The following is a 19,774-nucleotide window of genomic DNA, read 5'->3' as shown; positions in this document are numbered from 1 at the left end:
TGACAAACCGCTTTTTCGCCGTAAAGCATAAAAGGCAGTAACAGGCGACTGAGTATGAATAAAAATGCGTGCAGGCTTACGAAAGCGTGCTGAGCTTTATCATTTTACTTCTTTTTAAAGTCTCTCTGGTGTTACCCTCCTGCCCATTGTTTTCGTTAAATTACCCCTGTGACGTGCACTCGGGTTCGACACATCGCTGTATGCCTGTTGCTGCAAGGTGTTGATGAGCCAGAATTTGCGGTCAGATGCATGCTTATGAGTAAAAAAACGACGCCACTGACAACGCCCTATTTGCAATTTGATCGTCAGCAATGGGCTGCGCTGCGTGACTCAGTACCGATGACGCTGGCAGAAAGCGAAATCGAACGACTGCGCGGTATTAATGAAGATCTTTCTCTGGAAGAAGTGGCTGAAATTTATTTGCCACTTTCGCGCCTGCTTAATTTTTATATCAGCTCTAACCTGCGGCGGCAGGCGGTGCTGGAGCAATTTCTGGGCACCAATGGCCAGAAGATTCCCTATATCATCAGCATTGCCGGCAGTGTTGCCGTCGGAAAGAGTACCACCGCGCGCGTTCTGCAGGCGTTGCTGAGTCGCTGGCCGGAACATCGAAAGGTCGAACTCATTACAACGGACGGCTTTCTTCATCCTAATGCCGTGCTCAAAGAGCGCGGGCTGATGAAAAAGAAAGGCTTCCCGCAATCCTATGATATGCACCGGCTGGTTAAATTTGTCTCCGATTTAAAATCGGGTGCCAGCCAGGTTACCGCTCCGGTTTATTCTCACCTGATTTACGATGTCATTCCTGATGGCGATAAAGTGGTACAGCAGCCGGATATTCTGATTCTTGAAGGCCTCAATGTGCTGCAAAGCGGTATGGATTATCCGCACGATCCGCATCACGTCTTTGTTTCCGATTTCGTCGATTTTTCTATTTATGTCGATGCGCCGGAAACGCTGCTGGAGAGCTGGTATATCAACCGCTTCCTGAAGTTCCGGGAAGGCGCCTTTAGCGATCCGGACTCTTACTTCCATCACTATTCACAATTGCCGGAAGAAGAAGCGGTAAATATTGCGCGTGGGCTGTGGAAAGAGATTAACTGGCTTAACCTGAAAGAAAATATCCTGCCAACGCGTGAGCGCGCCAGCCTGATTATGACCAAGTCTGCCGATCACGCGGTACAGAACGTCAGGCTGCGCAAATAGCCCTGTAAGGTGGCCTCTTATCGCCTGGCCCATCCCTGCTTCAGCAGAATGACCTGAAAGGCCGTGGTGCAGGGATCAGCGCATTTGCCGGCAACCAGCAGAGTCGCCACTGCTTTGCCGTTAAGGCAGATGCCGGTTGGGGCCGATCACGGTTAAGCGATGCCTTATACGGACAGTAAAACGGCCTGCGATTGCAGGCCGTCATCCTGATACTCTGTGGCGTTCAGTGAGGCTTATGTGCCCGGGCGCAGCGAGATTTCACCACCAACCCAGGATTTGATCTCACCATCCTGCTCCAGCAGCAAACCACCCTGCTGATCGATACCGCGTGCGATCCCGTGCACCTCGCGATCGCCAATCAGCAGTTTGACCGGACGATTAATAAAGTTATCCAGCGCTTCCCAGCGCGTGATGAACGGCGCCAGGCCGTCGCGCTCAAACAGCGGCAGCGCTTCACGCAGGCTGTTAATCATTCTGGCGGCCAGTTGATTACGATCGATCTCAATACCGGCCTCCTGCAAATTAATCCAGCCCTGATTAATTTCCGCTGTCCCCTCGGCGCGCATCATCAGGTTAATGCCCGCGCCCATCACAATCTGCGCCGCATCACCGGTTTTACCTGTCAGCTCAACCAGAATACCCGCCAGTTTGCGGTCGTGCAGGTAGAGATCGTTTGGCCATTTAACCCGGACGTCAGGCGCGCCCAGAGACTGAATCACCTCTGCCATCACAATGCCGATCACCAGGCTTAGCCCCATTGCGGCCGCCGGCCCCTGATCCAGACGCCAGTACATAGACATATAAAGGTTGGCACCAAAAGGTGAAAACCACTTACGCCCGCGGCGTCCGCGTCCGGCCTGCTGATATTCAGCGATACAGGCATAGCCTGAGGTGAGTTGATCCATGCGGTCCAGTAGATACTGATTCGTGGAGTCTATTACCGGGATAACATCCAGATTAGCCTGCTGCAGCTGCGCGCGGATAGCCGCCTCATCAAGCAGCTGAATCGGCGCAGGCAGGCTGTATCCTTTCCCCGTCACGGTATAGACATCCAGACCCCAGCTTTTCAGAGTCTGAATATGTTTGTTGATTGCCGCGCGGCTCATGCCAAGCGCTTCACCCAGGTGTTCACCGGAATGAAATTCGCCATCCGCCAGTAGCGCAACCAGTCTGAGCGGGACGCTTTGATCTTTCATGCAATTACCTCGACAGCGTTACGCTCACCCTGCGCGCCGATAAAGCGCACCTCAGGTTCCAGCCATACGTTGAACTTCTCGCCTACTCTGCTGCGCACATAACGGGCCAGCGCAACGATATCCTGTGGCGTGGCATGATCTTCATTAATCAGTACCAGCGCCTGCTGGCGGTGCACTGCAGCACCGCCTATCCGGTGGCCCTTCAGCTCACACTGATCAATCAGCCAGCCAGCGGCCAGTTTGACCTCGCCATTTCCCTGTGGGTAATGCGGCATGCCCGGCCACTGCGCAAGCAGTTTTTCCGCCTGCTGAGCAGAGATAAGAGGGTTTTTGAAGAAACTCCCGACGTTACCGGTGATACGTGGATCGGGCAGCTTACTGCGGCGCATCTGACAGACCGCGTTAAAGACATCCCAGGCCGATACGGTGGCCGGATTCAGCTTCGTCAGATCGCCATAGCTCAGCACTGGCTTCCATTGCCTGGCCAGGCGTAAGCCAACGGCCACAATGACGTGCTGATCTTTAAGCAGATGCTTGAATACACTGTCGCGATAGCCGAACTGGCATTCGTCACGATGCAGGCGGACAATCTTTTCCGATGACAGGTGCAACACGTCAACATAGTGGCAGATATCTTTGAACTCTACGCCATAGGCGCCTATGTTCTGGATCGGCGCAGAACCGGCCATACCGGGGATCAGCGCCAGATTTTCCAGGCCGGGAATGCCTTTCTTCAGCGTATATTCAACCAGCTGATGCCAGTTTTCACCGGCGCCGGCATGCAGAATCCACGCCTCATCCTGTTCTTCAAGCGTCATGCCTTTGATGGCATTGATGACCACGGTGCCAGTAAAGTCTTCCAGAAACAGAACATTACTGCCTTCACCCAGTACAATAAATGGCTGTTGCTGCGCCTGGCTGCGCTTCCAGGCTTCAAGAATGACATCTGCACTCTCGGCGGTGACCAGCGTGCGGGTGTGAATGTCCAGAGACAGGGTGTTGAATGCTTTGAGTGAGTGAGCGTGGCTGAACATGCGGCGGCCTTTACTGAGTTAATCCGGCCACAGTTTACCCGATCGGGCCGCGCCGCGCGGGACTTTTCGCGCCCGCCGGGGCGCTTTTCCCCGGCGCGCGGACGTAAAAAAGCCCTGAACTCGCGTTCAGGGCTTCTTCACCTGTTGGATGCCTGGCAGTTCCCTACTCTCGCATGGGGAGACCCCACACTACCATCGGCGCTACGGCGTTTCACTTCTGAGTTCGGCATGGGGTCAGGTGGGACCACCGCGCTAGTGCCGCCAGGCAGATTCTGTTTCGTCCGCGCCGCCGAAGCCGCGCAGACCAGTCCGTGAACAAGGCTGAAAATTTTTCCGGGTACCGCAAAACGCCTCTGGCGTTGTAAGGTTAAGCCTCACGGGTCATTAGTACCGGTAAGCTCAACGCATCGCTGCGCTTACACATCCGGCCTATCAACGTCGTCGTCTTCAACGTCCCTTCAGGACCCTCGAGGGGTCAGGGAGAACTCATCTCGGGGCAAGTTTCGTGCTTAGATGCTTTCAGCACTTATCTCTTCCGCACTTAGCTACCGGGCAGTGCCATTGGCATGACAACCCGAACACCAGCGGTGCGTTCACTCCGGTCCTCTCGTACTAGGAGCAACCCCCCTCAATTCTCCAGCGCCCACGGCAGATAGGGACCGAACTGTCTCACGACGTTCTAAACCCAGCTCGCGTACCACTTTAAACGGCGAACAGCCGTACCCTTGGGACCTACTTCAGCCCCAGGATGTGATGAGCCGACATCGAGGTGCCAAACACCGCCGTCGATATGAACTCTTGGGCGGTATCAGCCTGTTATCCCCGGAGTACCTTTTATCCGTTGAGCGATGGCCCTTCCATTCAGAACCACCGGATCACTATGACCTGCTTTCGCACCTGCTCGAGCCGTCACTCTCGCAGTCAAGCTGGCTTATGCCATTGCACTAACCTCCTGATGTCCGACCAGGATTAGCCAACCTTCGTGCTCCTCCGTTACGCTTTGGGAGGAGACCGCCCCAGTCAAACTACCCACCAGACACTGTCCGCAGCCCGGATAACGGGCCTACGTTAGAACATCAAACATTAAAGGGTGGTATTTCAAGGATGGCTCCACGCGGACTGGCGTCCGCGCTTCAAAGCCTCCCACCTATCCTACACATCAAGGCTCAATGTTCAGTGTCAAGCTATAGTAAAGGTTCACGGGGTCTTTCCGTCTTGCCGCGGGTACACTGCATCTTCACAGCGATTTCAATTTCACTGAGTCTCGGGTGGAGACAGCCTGGCCATCATTACGCCATTCGTGCAGGTCGGAACTTACCCGACAAGGAATTTCGCTACCTTAGGACCGTTATAGTTACGGCCGCCGTTTACCGGGGCTTCGATCAAGAGCTTCTCCTTACGGATAACCCCATCAATTAACCTTCCGGCACCGGGCAGGCGTCACACCGTATACGTCCACTTTCGTGTTTGCACAGTGCTGTGTTTTTAATAAACAGTTGCAGCCAGCTGGTATCTTCGACTGGCCTCGGCTCCGGGAGCAAGTCCCCTCACCTACGCGCCAGCGTGCCTTCTCCCGAAGTTACGGCACCATTTTGCCTAGTTCCTTCACCCGAGTTCTCTCAAGCGCCTTGGTATTCTCTACCTGACCACCTGTGTCGGTTTGGGGTACGATTTCGTGTTACCTGGAGCTTAGAGGCTTTTCCTGGAAGCAGGGCATCAGTTACTTCAGCTCCGTAGAGCCTCGTCGTCACGCCTCAGTGTTAAAGAAGACCGGATTTGCCTGGTCTTCACACCTGCACGCTTAAACCGGGACAACCGTCGCCCGGATAACCTAGCCTTCTCCGTCCCCCCTTCGCAGTAACACCAAGTACAGGAATATTAACCTGTTTCCCATCGACTACGCCTTTCGGCCTCGCCTTAGGGGTCGACTCACCCTGCCCCGATTAACGTTGGACAGGAACCCTTGGTCTTCCGGCGAGCGGGCTTTTCACCCGCTTTATCGTTACTTATGTCAGCATTCGCACTTCTGATACCTCCAGCAGCCCTCACAGGCCACCTTCTGCGGCTTACAGAACGCTCCCCTACCCAACAACGCATTCGCGTCGCTGCCGCAGCTTCGGTGCATGGTTTAGCCCCGTTACATCTTCCGCGCAGGCCGACTCGACCAGTGAGCTATTACGCTTTCTTTAAATGATGGCTGCTTCTAAGCCAACATCCTGGCTGTCTGTGCCTTCCCACATCGTTTCCCACTTAACCATGACTTTGGGACCTTAGCTGGCGGTCTGGGTTGTTTCCCTCTTCACGACGGACGTTAGCACCCGCCGTGTGTCTCCCGTGATAACATTCTCCGGTATTCGCAGTTTGCATCGGGTTGGTAAGCCGGGATGGCCCCCTAGCCGAAACAGTGCTCTACCCCCGGAGATGAGTTCACGAGGCGCTACCTAAATAGCTTTCGGGGAGAACCAGCTATCTCCCGGTTTGATTGGCCTTTCACCCCCAGCCACAGGTCATCCGCTAATTTTTCAACATTAGTCGGTTCGGTCCTCCAGTTAGTGTTACCCAACCTTCAACCTGCCCATGGCTAGATCACCGGGTTTCGGGTCTATACCCTGCAACTTAGCGCCCGGTTAAGACTCGGTTTCCCTTCGGCTCCCCTATGCGGTTAACCTTGCTACAGAATATAAGTCGCTGACCCATTATACAAAAGGTACGCAGTCACCCCATAAAGAGGCTCCCACTGCTTGTACGTACACGGTTTCAGGTTCTGTTTCACTCCCCTCGCCGGGGTTCTTTTCGCCTTTCCCTCACGGTACTGGTTCACTATCGGTCAGTCAGGAGTATTTAGCCTTGGAGGATGGTCCCCCCATATTCAGACAGGATACCACGTGTCCCGCCCTACTCATCGAGCTCACAGCCTGTGCGTCTTCGTGTACGGGGCTGTCACCCGGTATCGCGCGCCTTTCCAGACGCTTCCACTGACGCACAAGCTGATTCAGGCTCTGGGCTCCTCCCCGTTCGCTCGCCGCTACTGGGGGAATCTCGGTTGATTTCTTTTCCTCGGGGTACTTAGATGTTTCAGTTCCCCCGGTTCGCCTCGTTAACCTATGTATTCAGTTAACGATAATGCATAAATGCATTGGGTTTCCCCATTCGGACATCGACGGCTGTAGCGGTTCATATCACCTTACCGTCGCTTTTCGCAGATTAGCACGTCCTTCATCGCCTCTGACTGCCAGGGCATCCACCGTGTACGCTTGGTCGCTTAACCTCACAACCCACAGGCGTTTTGCGCATGTGAATCGCGAAAATCTCGGACCCGGACGCTCCGCACTTATTTCCTGTTACGGGGAAATACGCGGCGCGTTCGTTTCAAATTTTCAGCTTGTTCCGGATTGTTAAAGAGCATATATCTCAGACGTGACCCGCAGGTCAGTTCTGAGATACATCATGGAGACACCTTTCACCTGTCACCGAACAGTTGGCGTCCCCTAGGGGATTCGAACCCCTGTTGCCGCCGTGAAAGGGCGGAGTCCTAACCGCTAGACGAAGGGGACACAAGGGTGTCACGACTTCGCAGCCGTCCTGCTCATTACTTTTTCTATCAGACAATCTGTGTGAGCACTGCGCGGGAAGGTATCTTCAGGTAAGGAGGTGATCCAACCGCAGGTTCCCCTACGGTTACCTTGTTACGACTTCACCCCAGTCATGAATCACAAAGTGGTAAGCGCCCTCCCGAAGGTTAAGCTACCTACTTCTTTTGCAACCCACTCCCATGGTGTGACGGGCGGTGTGTACAAGGCCCGGGAACGTATTCACCGTAGCATTCTGATCTACGATTACTAGCGATTCCGACTTCATGGAGTCGAGTTGCAGACTCCAATCCGGACTACGACGCACTTTATGAGGTCCGCTTGCTCTCGCGAGGTCGCTTCTCTTTGTATGCGCCATTGTAGCACGTGTGTAGCCCTGGCCGTAAGGGCCATGATGACTTGACGTCATCCCCACCTTCCTCCGGTTTATCACCGGCAGTCTCCTTTGAGTTCCCGGCCGAGCCGCTGGCAACAAAGGATAAGGGTTGCGCTCGTTGCGGGACTTAACCCAACATTTCACAACACGAGCTGACGACAGCCATGCAGCACCTGTCTCAGAGTTCCCGAAGGCACCAAAGCATCTCTGCTAAGTTCTCTGGATGTCAAGGCCAGGTAAGGTTCTTCGCGTTGCATCGAATTAAACCACATGCTCCACCGCTTGTGCGGGCCCCCGTCAATTCATTTGAGTTTTAACCTTGCGGCCGTACTCCCCAGGCGGTCGACTTAACGCGTTAGCTCCGGAAGCCACGCCTCAAGGGCACAACCTCCAAGTCGACATCGTTTACGGCGTGGACTACCAGGGTATCTAATCCTGTTTGCTCCCCACGCTTTCGCACCTGAGCGTCAGTCTTCGTCCAGGGGGCCGCCTTCGCCACCGGTATTCCTCCAGATCTCTACGCATTTCACCGCTACACCTGGAATTCTACCCCCCTCTACGAGACTCAAGCCTGCCAGTTTCAAATGCAGTTCCCAGGTTAAGCCCGGGGATTTCACATCTGACTTAACAGACCGCCTGCGTGCGCTTTACGCCCAGTAATTCCGATTAACGCTTGCACCCTCCGTATTACCGCGGCTGCTGGCACGGAGTTAGCCGGTGCTTCTTCTGCGGGTAACGTCAATCGGCAAGGTTATTAACCTTACCGCCTTCCTCCCCGCTGAAAGTACTTTACAACCCGAAGGCCTTCTTCATACACGCGGCATGGCTGCATCAGGCTTGCGCCCATTGTGCAATATTCCCCACTGCTGCCTCCCGTAGGAGTCTGGACCGTGTCTCAGTTCCAGTGTGGCTGGTCATCCTCTCAGACCAGCTAGGGATCGTCGCCTAGGTGAGCCGTTACCCCACCTACTAGCTAATCCCATCTGGGCACATCCGATGGTGTGAGGCCCGAAGGTCCCCCACTTTGGTCTTGCGACGTTATGCGGTATTAGCTACCGTTTCCAGTAGTTATCCCCCTCCATCGGGCAGTTTCCCAGACATTACTCACCCGTCCGCCACTCGTCACCCGAAGAGCAAGCTCTCCTGTGCTACCGTCCGACTTGCATGTGTTAGGCCTGCCGCCAGCGTTCAATCTGAGCCATGATCAAACTCTTCAATTTAAAGTTTGATTTGCTGCAACGAGTGCAGCGATGCTCTGTGAATTAAACTTCGTAATGAATTACGTGTTCACTCAGCAGAGTCTTGATATTTTTTCAAGCCCGGAGGCTTGTGATATCAATCCCGTGAGTGCCCACACAGATTGTCTGATAAATTGTTAAAGAGCGGTGCGACGCGGCGTACTGCCTGCTGTCGCGAGGTGGCGTATATTACGCTTTCCTCCTTCAGAGTCAACCTCTTTTTCAGAAGTTTTCTCCGGCGGGGTGAATCGCTTCACGCCCTGCTGAGCCGCCTGCGTTGCCGCTTTGCCGTCTCAGTGGTGGCGCATTATAGGGACTTCATTTCTGCTGACAAGCGTTTATTGCAAAAAAATGATCGTTCGTCCTAAATTTCACCACTACGCTCTATTTCCCAACGATTTGCCTGGAATTTGCGCAAAATCCCGGGCAAAAGCAGCCACTTTCTGCCAGTCCGTATATTCCACTTCTTTACGCGTATCCGTTTCGCCGCCTGTCATGCGCATGATGAACTGAATCATGATGCGATCAAACCAGCGATAGCGCGGATAACGCAGCGCGCCGGCGAACACGGCACAGCAATCGGGCTGCCAGGGCGACTGCGCCAGGAACTTACGCGTATACGCATTCGTCTCCGGCGTACTTTTATCCGCTTTACGCGCGGTCAGGTTAACGCTGAAGAAACCACTGACGCGCTGCTGCAGCTCGCGCTGATGGGTAGTGACAAACTGCATCAGCACCGGCTGAAAATGACCATAGCGAATCGAGGCGCCAATCAGCACGCGATCGTACTGCGGCCAGTCCACGCGCTGCGTCTCTGCCATATCCAGTACATCGCACAGCTGCTGGGGTGCCAGCGTCTGCGCAATGCGTGCTGCAATTTCACGGGTTTGCCCGTCACGGCTGGAATAAAGAATCAATGCTTTCATCGCTCAGTCCTGTGTCTGTTATTCACGCCAGAAGGTTGGCGTGAACAGCACCAGCAGCGTGAACACCTCAAGGCGCCCAAACAGCATGGTGGAAATCAAAATCCATTTCGCTGCGTCATTCATCGTGGCGAAGTTATCCGCGACCACGCCCAGCCCCGGTCCCAGGTTATTCAGCGTTGCCGCGACGGCAGCAAATGCTGAAAAGTCATCCACGCCGGTGGCAATAATCGCCAGCATGCTGAGCAGGAACACTAAAGCATAGGCAGAAAAGAAGCCCCACACCGCTTCGAGAATCCGTTCCGGCAGTGCACGGTTTCCCAGCTTAATGGTGTAAACCGCATTGGGATGTACCAGACGTTTCAGTTCACGTGACCCCTGCTTGAACAGCAGCAGGATGCGAATCACCTTCAGGCCGCCCCCTGTCGAGCCCGCCATGCCGCCAATGAATGCGGAACAGAGCAGCAGCACCGGCAGAAACAGCGGCCAGCGTGCAATACTGTCGGTAGTGAAGCCCGCCGTAGTCGCCCACGACACCACCTGGAAAAACGCCTGATTCAGGGTTTGCCAGCCGCTGTCGTAAACGTTATGCAGCCACAGCACAAGGGTGCAAATCACCACCAGCGTGAACTGCACGCCAATAAACATGCGGAACTCCGGATCGCGCCAGTAGACCTTCAGATTGCGACCGCTCAGTAAAGAAAAGTGCAGGCCGTAATTACAGCCGGAGATCAGCAGGAAAATGGCGACGATGGTATTGATCGTCGGGCTGTTGAAATAGCCGATACTGGCGTCATGGGTTGAGAACCCCCCAATCGCAATGGTGGAAAAGCTGTGGCCAATCGCATCGAACATCGGCATACCTGCCAGCCACAGCGACAGCGCGCACACCACTGTCAGCAGCACATAGATCAGCCAGAGCGTCTTGGCCGTTTCGGCGATACGCGGACGCATCTTATTATCTTTCAGTGGCCCCGGCATTTCGGCGCGGTACAGCTGCATACCGCCCACGCCAAGGATCGGCAGAATGGCCACCGCGAGCACAATGATCCCCATGCCGCCCAGCCACTGCAGCATCTGACGATAAAACAGAATGGCTTTCGGCAGCGTATCCAGCCCCACCAGCGTTGTTGCGCCGGTGGTGGTTAATCCGGAGAAGGATTCAAAGAAGGCGTCAGTGATGGTGAGATGCGGCTGCTCGGCAAAGATAAACGGCATCGCCCCTACGCTGCCCAGCACCGTCCAGAACAGCACAACAATCAAAAAACCTTCGCGTGGCTTCAGTTCGGTTTTTTGCCTGCGGTTTGGCCACCACAGCAGCGAACCAATCACAATGGCCAGCATAAAGGTCTGACTGAACGCCCGGCCGGCACCGTCGCGGTAGATCAGCGCGACCAGGCCCGGCACAATCATTGTCACCGAGAAAAGAATGACCAGCAGGCCCACGATGCGGGTAATGGCGCGAAAATGCATTCAGCCGTTTCCTTTAAACAGATGCTTTAGTTGTTCAGCGGGATCAGCGTCAGCGCGCCCCGGCTGTAATCAGAGAGGTTATGCGTAAAGCCATCAATCTGCGGATACGGCAGCGCCAGGCGCAGCGTAATACGATCCTGATAATGGCTCTCTTCCACCCTGCCGTCAAAGCGCTGCAGCAGCCGCTCGATATCACTAAGCTGGGCATACTCACACTGCAGGGTAAAATGCTGCATCGGGATTTTACGCTGACGCACCAGCTGTTTCAGCCCCTGTTGTACGCCGCCGCCATAGGCTTTCACCAGCCCGCCGGTGCCCAGCATAATCCCGCCATAGTAGCGCACCACCACAGCGGTAATCTCACCGACGCCGCTACCCATCAGCTGGGCCAGCATCGGTTTGCCTGCCGTCCCGGAAGGTTCACCATCATCAGAAAAACCCAGCTGCTGCGAATCATCCGGCGCGCCCGCCACCCACGCCCAGCAGTGATGACGCGCAGCGGGATGCGCGCTTTTCACCTGCTGTACAAAATCGCGCGCGGCCTGAACACCGTCGGTATGGGCCAGCAGGGTAATAAAACGGCTCTTTTTAATGGTTTCCTCGCTGAGACTCACCGCCTCAGCAGGAATATCGTAAGCGTCCATCAGGCCAGATGCAGATCGCGCGTCATATTTTCGATGCGGTTGGCATGAATGACCACGTTGTCCTCAATGCGGATACCGCCGTACGGCTTCAGTGCATCAATCGCCTGCCAGTCAAAGTGCTGACTGAATCTGCCGCCGCGCAGCTTCGCCAGCAGTGAATCAATAATATAGAAGCCAGGTTCAATGGTCAGCACCATGCCGGGCTCCAGCACGCGCGTGCAGCGCAGATAAGGATACTGCGCCGGTGCTGCCAGATGGGTACCGGCATCATCCTGCATAAATCCGGCGACATCATGCACCTGCAGGCCCAGCGGATGGCCCAGGCCATGCGGCATAAATGGCCCGGTGAGATCTTCTGCCACCAGCGTCTCTTCGGTCAGCCCTTTAACCAGCTCAAATTTCAGCAGCAGCCGCGCAATACGCTGGTGCATCTGCAGATGGTAATCGGTATAGCGCACCCCGGCTTTCAGCGTGGCAATCAGCGCCAGCTCTTCCTTGTTCATCGCCTCCACCATCGCGGCATAGCGCGATTTGCTCTGCGCCGCATAGCTGCGCGTCAGGTCTGCGGCATAGCCAAGGTATTCCGCACCCGCATCAATCAGGAAACTGTGGCGTTTGGCCGGCGGCTGATGATCCAGCCGGGTGTAGTGCAGCACGGCGGCATGCTCGTTCAGAGCGATGATATTGCCATAGGGCACATCGGTGTCGCGGTGTCCGGTGGCAGTCAGGTAAGCCAGATTGATGTCGAATTCACTCATCCCGGAGAAAAAGGCCTCTTTCGCAGCGCGGTGTCCGGCCACGGCCAGCTTCTGCGCTTCCCGCATACAGGCCAGCTCATAATCCGTTTTGATACTGCGGTGGTAATGCAGGAAATCGATCACCCCTTTAGGGTTAACGCGCTCGCTGTGAATGCCCAGCTGTGCCGCACGCGTCGGAACCGGGCCAATATAGGCCACATTGTCACGCTGTGCCGGCAGCTGCTGCGCAATGTCGTCTGCCTGCTTCAGGCCGATGATTTCAATCTCGCTGGTCCAGAAGCTGTTCGGCAGCGGCTCAACGTTATGCCAGTAATCTACCGGCGAATAGAACCACAGCTTCGGTTTATTCACGCCATCGATCCACAGCCAGCAATGAGGCACCTGCGTCACCGGCACCCAGGCTTTAAATTGCGGATTCACCTTAAACGGATAGTCATGATCGTCGAGAAACACGGTCAGCAGCTCGCCGGAATGAATCAGCATAGCGTCAAGCTTAAAGCGCGCCAGCACCTGCTGAGCACGCTGCTGCAGCGTCGCAATGTGCGCGTGATACAGGGTTTTCAGTGAATCCATGGACTTGTCTCCGATGTCGCGAAAGTGGCCGCAGTGTAGCACAGCCGCGCACGTGATGGCGTACCGCCCGCGCTGTGATCGCCGTATCAAATAAGCACACTGTTGTTTGCAAAAAATTAACACGCCGCCCACACTCCCTGTCATCTGGTATGACCAGATCACTTTTCGCGGTTTCAGGAGACAGACATGCTCTACCAAGGCGATACCCTTTCCGTTCACTGGCTGGATGATGGCATTGCCGAGCTGGTTTTTGACGCGCCAGGTTCGGTGAACAAACTCGATACAAAAACCGTGGCCGCTTTAGGCGAGGCGCTGGGCGTACTGGAGCAGCAAACCGCACTGCGCGGGGTACTGCTCTCCTCAGCGAAACCGGCCTTTATTGTCGGTGCTGACATCACAGAATTCCTGTCGCTGTTTGATGCGCCGGAAGCGCAGCTGAGCCAGTGGCTGACCTACGCCAACAGCATTTTTAACCGGCTGGAAGATTTGCCTGTCCCCACGCTTGCCGCGATTGATGGTTACGCGCTGGGCGGCGGCTGCGAATGCGTACTGGCCACGGATTTCCGCGTGGCGACGCCGGCGGCCCGCATCGGCCTGCCGGAAACCAAACTGGGTATCATGCCGGGCTTCGGTGGCAGCGTCCGTCTGCCGCGCCTGTTGGGTGCGGACAGCGCGCTGGAGATCATTGCTGCCGGCAAAGATGTTGATGGCCACAGCGCGTTAAAACTGGGCCTGGTGGATGCCGTGGTCAGCAGTGAAAACCTGCGCAGCGCCGCGCTGACCATGCTGCGCGATGCTATCACGCAAGGCAGCTGGCAGGCGCGTCGGGCACCTAAGCTGGCTCCGCTGAAGCTCAGCCCGATTGAAGCCGCGATGAGCTTCACGCTGGCGAAAAGCCTGGTGATGCAGACTGCCGGTAAACATTATCCGGCTCCCCTTAGTGCCGTGAAAACCATCGAAGCAGCGGCCGGACTGGGGCGCGATGATGCGCTGAAACTGGAAACGGCGGCGTTTGTCCCGCTGGCGCAAAGTGATGTCGCGCGCGCGCTGGTGGGGATCTTCCTCAACGACCAGTACGTCAAAGGGCTGGCGAAGAAATATAGCGCAGCCGCCGGGACACCGCAGCAGGCAGCCGTGCTGGGTGCCGGCATTATGGGCGGCGGTATTGCCTACCAATCGGCATGGAAAGGCGTGCCGGTAAAAATGAAAGACATTAATCCGCAGGCGCTGACGCTCGGCATGACGGAAGCCAGTAAGCTGCTGAATAAACAGATGGCACGCGGCAAAATTGACGGTGCCCGGCTGGCCCAGGTGCTGACCACCATTCAGCCCACGCTGGACTACGCCGGTTTTGAGCGCGCGGACGTCGTGGTGGAAGCGGTGGTGGAAAATCCGCAGATCAAAGCCAGCGTGCTGGCGGAAACCGAGCAGCAGCTGCGTGAAGATGCGATTCTTGCTTCCAACACCTCAACCATCCCCATCAGCCAGCTGGCTCAGGCGCTGCAGCGGCCAGAAAACTTCTGCGGCATGCACTTCTTTAATCCGGTGCCGCGCATGCCGCTGGTTGAGGTGGTCCGCGGCGAACGCACCGCAGAAGCGACCCTCGGTAAAGTGGTGGCGTGGGCCAGTAAAATGGGTAAAACGCCGATTGTGGTCAATGACTGCCCCGGCTTCTTCGTCAACCGGGTGCTGTTCCCCTATTTTGCCGCGTTCAGCTTGTTGCTGCGCGACGGTGCCGATTTCCGGCAGATCGATAACGTCATGGAAAAACAGTTTGGCTGGCCGATGGGGCCGGCATGGCTGCTGGACGTGGTAGGCATTGATACGGCACATCATGCGCAGCAGGTGATGGCGCAGGGTTTCCCGTCACGCATGCAGAAAGCCTATCGCGATGCGATTGACGTGTTGTTTGAAGCCAAACGTTACGGGCAGAAAAACGGCCTGGGCTTCTACCGGTGGGAAGAGGACAAAAAAGGCAAAGCGCAGAAAAAAGCGGATGCGGCAGTGGACGCGCTGCTGGAGCCGGTATGCGAAGCAAAACGCGTCTTCAGCGACGAAGAGATCCTGAACCGCATGATGCTGCCGATGCTGCATGAAGTGGTGCGCTGCCTGGAGGAGAACATTATTGCCTCGCCGGCAGAAGCGGATATGGCGCTGGTATATGGCCTTGGCTTCCCGCCGTTCCGCGGTGGCGCCTTCCGCTACATGGATACGCTGGGCATCAGTAATGTGGTCGATCAGGCCAGACGTTACACCGCGCTCGGTCCGCTGTACGCCCTGCCTGCGCTGCTGACTGAAAAAGCGCATCAGCACCAGCGATGGTATCCCGCCGCCCAACCGATTGACGCAGCGGCGCTGCAAAGCGCCTGAGGAAGAATGATGGAAAAGGTTGTAGTTGTTGATGCAGTCAGAACGCCGATGGGACGTTCCAAAGGCGGCGCGTTTCGTCAGGTGCGCGCCGAAGATCTCTCTGCGCATCTGATGCGTGCCCTGCTGAGCCGCAACCCGGCGGTAGAAGCGGCGGCACTGGATGACATTGTCTGGGGCTGCGTTCAGCAGACGCTGGAACAGGGCTTCAACATTGCCCGTAACGCGGCTCTGCTGGCGGAGATTCCGCATCGCGTGCCGGCCAGCACCGTCAACCGGCTGTGTGGCTCATCCATGCAGGCGCTGCATGACGCCGCGCGCGCTATTATGGTGGGCGATGCACACAGCTGCCTGATTGGTGGTGTGGAGCATATGGGCCATGTGCCGATGAACCACGGCGTTGATTTTCATCCCGGGCTGGGGCGCACCGTAGCTAAAGCGGCCGGCATGATGGGGCTGACCGCAGAGATGCTGGCGCGTATGCACCACATCAGCCGCGAACAGCAGGATGCTTTTGCGCTGCGTTCACATCAGCGCGCCTGGGCTGCCACGCAGCGCGGGGATTTCCGTCATGAGATCGTGCCCACTTACGGCCACGATGCCGACGGCGTGCTGAAACGCTACGAAAGCGATGAGGTGATTCGCGAGGATACCAGCGCGGAAGGTCTGGCTGCGCTGCGCCCGGCGTTTGATCCGGTCAACGGCACGGTCACAGCAGGCAGCTCCTCCGCGCTGTCGGACGGCGCCGCGGCGATGCTGATCATGAGCGAAAGCCGCGCACGCGAGCTGGGCCTGACGCCGCGCGCCCGCATTCGCAGCATGGCCGTGGTGGGCTGCGATCCGTCGATTATGGGTTACGGTCCGGTGCCGGCCAGCAAGCTGGCGCTGCAGCGTGCCGGCCTGACTGTGCAGGACATTGATCTGTTTGAGCTTAACGAAGCGTTTGCCGCCCAGACGCTGCCGTGCATCAAAGATCTGGGCCTGCTGGAACAGCTGGATGAGAAAGTGAATCTGAACGGCGGGGCGATTGCGCTCGGTCATCCACTGGGCTGCTCCGGCGCCCGCATCAGTACCACGCTGCTGAACCTGATGGAACGGCGCGACGCGCAGTTCGGGCTGGCCAGCATGTGTATTGGTTTGGGTCAGGGCATCGCCACGGTGTTCGAACGCGTTTAATCAGGACGCCGCAAAAACGGCGCCGCAACAGGCCTGCAGACACCTGTTGCGGCGCGCCTGATGACGCTGCCCGCCTTCAAATGAAGGCGAACGCGTCGCCAAACATCTGTGCTTCCAGGGCGCCGCGCTCGCTGCAGAAGCGTTCACGGGCAATCTTGGCCATCTCAAACCGCCCGGCAATATAAATGTCGTGCCCGCTCAGGCTGGCGTAATCCTGCATTACCGCTGTCAGCACCGTGCCGCTGCGTCCGTGCCAGTTTTCAGCCGGCTGCTCGACCACCGGAATCACCTTCAGGTTCGGATGCTTCACGGCCAGCGCATCCAGTTCATCCAGATCGTACAGATGCATCAGTTCGCGACCGCCCCAGTAAATGGCGATGTCGCGGTCCGGCTGCTGCGCCAGAGCCGTCAGCAAAATCGACCGCGCATAAGAGAAACCGGTCCCGCCGGCAATCAGGATAATCGGCCGGTCGCTCTCCTCCCGCAGCCACGCCTCGCCGTGCGGCATATCAACGGTAATCTGACGATCGTTTTTAATGCGATCCATCACCGCCATGGCGTAAAGATTGAGATCGGACGCCCCGATATGCAGCTCAATGATGTCTTTTTCCATGGGCGTTGAGGCCAGCGAGAACGGGCGCTTATCGCGCTCGTCCATCACCACCATCAGATATTGCCCGGCGCGAAAGCTAAAATCCGCTGCCGGAATCAGGCGAACGCGGTAAACCGTGTCCGTGATGGCTTCAACCGAGGTTACTTTGCAGCTTAACGTCGTCATACATGTCCTTTTTGATGATTCTCTGCAGCCGTTAGCGCTGCGGCGGCTCAGTAAAGATGGCTAATTCATCCCAGATGGCGTCAATCCGCGCCGTCACCGCCGGATCTTTCACAATCGGCGTGCCCCATTCGCGCTGGGTTTCGCCCGGCCACTTATTGGTAGCATCCAGTCCCATCTTTGAGCCGAGGCCGGAAACCGGCGAAGCGAAGTCGAGATAGTCAATCGGTGTGTTCTCGACCAGTACCGTATCACGCGCCGGGTCCATGCGCGTGGTGATTGCCCAGATGACGTCATTCCAGTCGCGCGCGTTGACGTCGTCATCGCACACAATCACAAACTTGGTGTACATGAACTGACGCAGGAACGACCAGACGCCAAACATCACGCGTTTGGCATGACCGGCATACTGCTTCTTGATCGTGACCACCGCTAACCGGTATGAACACCCTTCCGGCGGCAGATAGAAATCCACAATCTCCGGAAACTGCTTAATCAGAATCGGCACCAGCACTTCGTTCAGCGCCACGCCCAGTACCGCCGGTTCATCCGGTGGACGGCCGGTATAGGTGGAGTGATAAATCGGGTTACGCCGCTGCGTCACATGCGTCACGGTAAACACCGGGAAGCTGTCTACTTCATTGTAGTAGCCCGTATGATCGCCGTAAGGCCCTTCCGGCGCCATATCGCCCGGTTCGATATAACCTTCCAGCACAATTTCCGCACTGGCCGGCACTTCAAGATCGCAGGATACGCACTTCACCACTTCGGTTTTGTTGCCGCGCAGCAAACCGGCAAAGGCGTACTCAGAGAGCGTATCCGGCACCGGCGTCACGGCCCCGAGAATGGTAGCCGGATCGGCACCCAGCGCGACGGCCACCGGGAAACGCTCGCCCGGATGGGCTTTGCACCACTCCTGAAAATCAAGCGCGCCGCCGCGATGCGACAGCCAGCGCATGATCACGCGGTTTTTGCCTATCACCTGCTGGCGATAAATTCCCAGATTCTGCCGCTCTTTGTGCGGCCCGCGTGAAACGGTCAGCCCCCAGGTGATCAGGGGAGCGGCATCGCCCGGCCAGCATTTCATTACCGGGATGCGTGTCAGGTCGACCTCTTCGCCGCTGAACACCTCTTCCTGGCAGGGCGCGTGGCGCAGACGTTTGGTTGGCATGTTCAGCACCTGTCTGAACTGCGGCATTTTGTCGAACAGATCGCGAAAGCCTTTTGGCGGCTCCGGCTCTTTCAGAAAGGCCAGCAGCTTACCGACTTCGCGCAGCGCGCTGACATCTTCCTGCCCCATGCCCATGGCCACGCGTTTCGGGGTGCCAAACAGGTTGCACAATACCGGCATTGCGTACCCTTTCGGGTTTTCAAACAGCAGTGCCGGGCCACCGGCACGCAGGGTGCGATCGGCAATTTCCGTCATCTCCAGCTCAGGATCAATCTCCTGAGTGATGCGCTTTAACTCACCACGCTGTTCAAGCAGCGAAAGAAAGTCTCGTAAATCCTGATATTTCATGCGGCGTTAGCTTCCGGCCAGAGTGAATCGGGAATTATATACCCAAAAGCTGTCAGGCTGCAGGCAGGTCATCCACCTGCGGGCCTGCGGCCGGTACGGGTAACCTCCGGCGCAGGGCAACCTGAAAGATAATTGGTCAACATGGGTGACTTCTGCGTCAGGCGGGCTGGCAGGAAAACGGCACCAGCGGCTGCAGCGCCAGCACATCGTGATATGCGGCTACCGGCTCGCCATGACGGAACAGTTTAAAATCTTCTCCGCGCGCGCTGTAGTAGCGCAGACGGTTATCGCTGACGTGCAGAAAGCTGGCTTCACGCAGCGCAATCACTGATTCCTGTGGATTGACGGCGCAAAATTCGGCCAGCCGCTCATCGCGGGTTTCGCCCATATGGCCGCTGACGTGCGCATCCAGATAGTGCGGGTTGATCTGCACCGGAAACAGGCCCAGCGCAGGCAGTACCACGCTGCTGCGCACCGGCATATCGTTTGTGGTGCGGATAGACGGTGTCGCCACGTTACACCCGGCGCTCCAGCCCACATAGGGAATGCCGCGCTCGCGCACGGCACGCTGGATTGCCACAATCAGCCCCAGTTCATGCAGCATCTGGTTCAGCAGCCAGGTGTTTCCGCCGCTGACGACAATCAGTTCCGCCTGCTCAATCGCCGCCACCGGCGAGGCAAAGGTGTCAGGGGTACGTACCTCAATCCCCAGCGCATCAGAAAGCTCGCGCGCCCGCGCCGCGTGGTCGCCACGAATAATGGCGTAAGGCACCAGCACCGCAGAACGGATGCCGCACCGGGCAATCATGGCGTGCAGCTGCGGGTGGGCATAGCTCAGCAGCGGTGCATCCTCTGCCACCCTGCCATTACTCAACAGAAACAGTTCCATCAGCCACTCCTTTTCTTCGCCTGCAAGGCTGGCAGTC

General features: G+C 56.8%; 12 protein-coding genes, 1 tRNA gene and 3 rRNA genes. 3 read left to right on the top strand and 13 right to left on the bottom strand.

Annotation, left to right across the window (positions count from 1 at the left end; translation table 11 throughout):
• Positions 1 to 255 precede the first annotated feature (255 nt).
• A complete protein-coding gene (gene coaA, locus D8B20_RS00910) occupies positions 256 to 1,206 on the top strand; it encodes a type I pantothenate kinase (protein ID WP_145886279.1) in 951 nt (316 codons plus the stop codon).
• A gap of 233 nt (positions 1,207 to 1,439) precedes the next feature.
• On the opposite strand, the gene birA is transcribed toward coaA, so the two are convergent.
• The 10 genes from birA to pepQ form a co-directional block, all read right to left on the bottom strand.
• Entirely contained in the window at positions 1,440 to 2,402 is a 963-nt protein-coding gene (birA, locus tag D8B20_RS00905; protein ID WP_145886277.1) for a bifunctional biotin--[acetyl-CoA-carboxylase] ligase/biotin operon repressor BirA, read from the bottom strand.
• On the bottom strand, positions 2,399 to 3,436 hold the full coding sequence (gene murB / locus D8B20_RS00900; protein WP_145886275.1) for a UDP-N-acetylmuramate dehydrogenase: 1,038 nt from the start codon (positions 3,434 to 3,436) through the stop codon (positions 2,399 to 2,401). The genes birA and murB overlap by 4 nt, the downstream gene beginning before the upstream one ends.
• 150 nt (positions 3,437 to 3,586) lie before the next feature.
• Positions 3,587 to 3,702 (bottom strand): 5S ribosomal RNA (gene rrf, locus D8B20_RS00895).
• A 97-nt stretch (positions 3,703 to 3,799) separates the two neighbouring features.
• Positions 3,800 to 6,704: ribosomal RNA gene (locus tag D8B20_RS00890) — 23S ribosomal RNA — on the bottom strand.
• A gap of 211 nt (positions 6,705 to 6,915) precedes the next feature.
• Positions 6,916 to 6,990: transfer RNA gene (locus D8B20_RS00885), tRNA-Glu, on the bottom strand.
• 90 nt (positions 6,991 to 7,080) lie between these two features.
• Positions 7,081 to 8,622, bottom strand: a 16S ribosomal RNA gene (locus D8B20_RS00880).
• The 16S, 23S and 5S rRNA genes sit together here with 1 tRNA gene alongside, the layout of an rRNA operon.
• Positions 8,623 to 9,017: 395 nt before the next feature.
• Complete coding sequence (hemG, locus tag D8B20_RS00875; protein WP_145886273.1) at positions 9,018 to 9,566, bottom strand: menaquinone-dependent protoporphyrinogen IX dehydrogenase; 549 nt, start codon at positions 9,564 to 9,566, stop codon at positions 9,018 to 9,020.
• Positions 9,567 to 9,584: 18 nt separating this feature from the next.
• Positions 9,585 to 11,036 (bottom strand): Trk system potassium transporter TrkH, encoded by a 1,452-nt coding sequence (gene trkH / locus D8B20_RS00870; protein WP_145886271.1) that lies wholly within the window; start codon positions 11,034 to 11,036, stop codon positions 9,585 to 9,587.
• A 26-nt stretch (positions 11,037 to 11,062) separates the two neighbouring features.
• On the bottom strand, positions 11,063 to 11,680 hold the full coding sequence (locus tag D8B20_RS00865) for an IMPACT family protein (RefSeq protein ID WP_145886269.1): 618 nt from the start codon (positions 11,678 to 11,680) through the stop codon (positions 11,063 to 11,065).
• Entirely contained in the window at positions 11,680 to 13,011 is a 1,332-nt protein-coding gene (gene pepQ / locus D8B20_RS00860) for a Xaa-Pro dipeptidase (RefSeq protein WP_145886267.1), read from the bottom strand. The genes D8B20_RS00865 and pepQ overlap by 1 nt, the downstream gene beginning before the upstream one ends.
• Positions 13,012 to 13,197: 186 nt before the next feature.
• Here pepQ and fadB point away from each other — a divergent pair, with 186 nt between their 5' ends.
• A complete protein-coding gene (gene fadB, locus D8B20_RS00855) occupies positions 13,198 to 15,381 on the top strand; it encodes a fatty acid oxidation complex subunit alpha FadB (protein ID WP_145886265.1) in 2,184 nt (727 codons plus the stop codon).
• Between the two features lie 9 nt (positions 15,382 to 15,390).
• Entirely contained in the window at positions 15,391 to 16,554 is a 1,164-nt protein-coding gene (gene fadA, locus D8B20_RS00850) for an acetyl-CoA C-acyltransferase FadA (protein ID WP_145890326.1), read from the top strand.
• A gap of 76 nt (positions 16,555 to 16,630) precedes the next feature.
• Here the strand turns inward: fadA and fre are convergent, their stop codons facing one another.
• The 3 genes from fre to pepE all read right to left on the bottom strand — a co-directional run bounded on the left by fre (position 16,631) and on the right by pepE (position 19,737).
• Positions 16,631 to 17,332: an NAD(P)H-flavin reductase gene (fre, locus tag D8B20_RS00845; RefSeq protein WP_145886263.1), complete on the bottom strand. Its 702-nt coding sequence runs from the start codon at positions 17,330 to 17,332 to the stop codon at positions 16,631 to 16,633.
• A 31-nt stretch (positions 17,333 to 17,363) separates the two neighbouring features.
• Positions 17,364 to 18,848: a 4-hydroxy-3-polyprenylbenzoate decarboxylase gene (ubiD, locus tag D8B20_RS00840; RefSeq protein WP_145886261.1), complete on the bottom strand. Its 1,485-nt coding sequence runs from the start codon at positions 18,846 to 18,848 to the stop codon at positions 17,364 to 17,366.
• A 157-nt stretch (positions 18,849 to 19,005) separates the two neighbouring features.
• Positions 19,006 to 19,737, bottom strand: coding sequence for a dipeptidase PepE (pepE, locus tag D8B20_RS00835; RefSeq protein ID WP_145886259.1), 732 nt, complete (start codon positions 19,735 to 19,737; stop codon positions 19,006 to 19,008).
• Positions 19,738 to 19,774: the final 37 nt, after the last annotated feature.

This window comes from Candidatus Pantoea soli (assembly GCF_007833795.1).
In the GTDB taxonomy this organism is placed as follows: domain Bacteria; phylum Pseudomonadota; class Gammaproteobacteria; order Enterobacterales; family Enterobacteriaceae; genus Pantoea; species Pantoea soli.
The sequence above is the reverse complement of the archived record's forward strand: the minus strand, read 5'-3'. Positions and strand labels throughout refer to the sequence as shown.

Excerpts from the sequence above, each read along its gene's own strand:
- coaA (WP_145886279.1), top strand. The coding sequence starts at position 256 with ATGAGTAAAAAAACGACGCCACTGACAACGCCCTATTTGCAATTTGAT.
- birA (WP_145886277.1), bottom strand. The coding sequence starts at position 2,402 with ATGAAAGATCAAAGCGTCCCGCTCAGACTGGTTGCGCTACTGGCGGAT.
- murB (WP_145886275.1), bottom strand. The coding sequence starts at position 3,436 with ATGTTCAGCCACGCTCACTCACTCAAAGCATTCAACACCCTGTCTCTG.
- hemG (WP_145886273.1), bottom strand. The coding sequence starts at position 9,566 with ATGAAAGCATTGATTCTTTATTCCAGCCGTGACGGGCAAACCCGTGAA.
- trkH (WP_145886271.1), bottom strand. The coding sequence starts at position 11,036 with ATGCATTTTCGCGCCATTACCCGCATCGTGGGCCTGCTGGTCATTCTT.
- D8B20_RS00865 (WP_145886269.1), bottom strand. The coding sequence starts at position 11,680 with ATGGACGCTTACGATATTCCTGCTGAGGCGGTGAGTCTCAGCGAGGAA.
- pepQ (WP_145886267.1), bottom strand. The coding sequence starts at position 13,011 with ATGGATTCACTGAAAACCCTGTATCACGCGCACATTGCGACGCTGCAG.
- fadB (WP_145886265.1), top strand. The coding sequence starts at position 13,198 with ATGCTCTACCAAGGCGATACCCTTTCCGTTCACTGGCTGGATGATGGC.
- fadA (WP_145890326.1), top strand. The coding sequence starts at position 15,391 with ATGGAAAAGGTTGTAGTTGTTGATGCAGTCAGAACGCCGATGGGACGT.
- fre (WP_145886263.1), bottom strand. The coding sequence starts at position 17,332 with ATGACGACGTTAAGCTGCAAAGTAACCTCGGTTGAAGCCATCACGGAC.
- ubiD (WP_145886261.1), bottom strand. The coding sequence starts at position 18,848 with ATGAAATATCAGGATTTACGAGACTTTCTTTCGCTGCTTGAACAGCGT.
- pepE (WP_145886259.1), bottom strand. The coding sequence starts at position 19,737 with ATGGAACTGTTTCTGTTGAGTAATGGCAGGGTGGCAGAGGATGCACCG.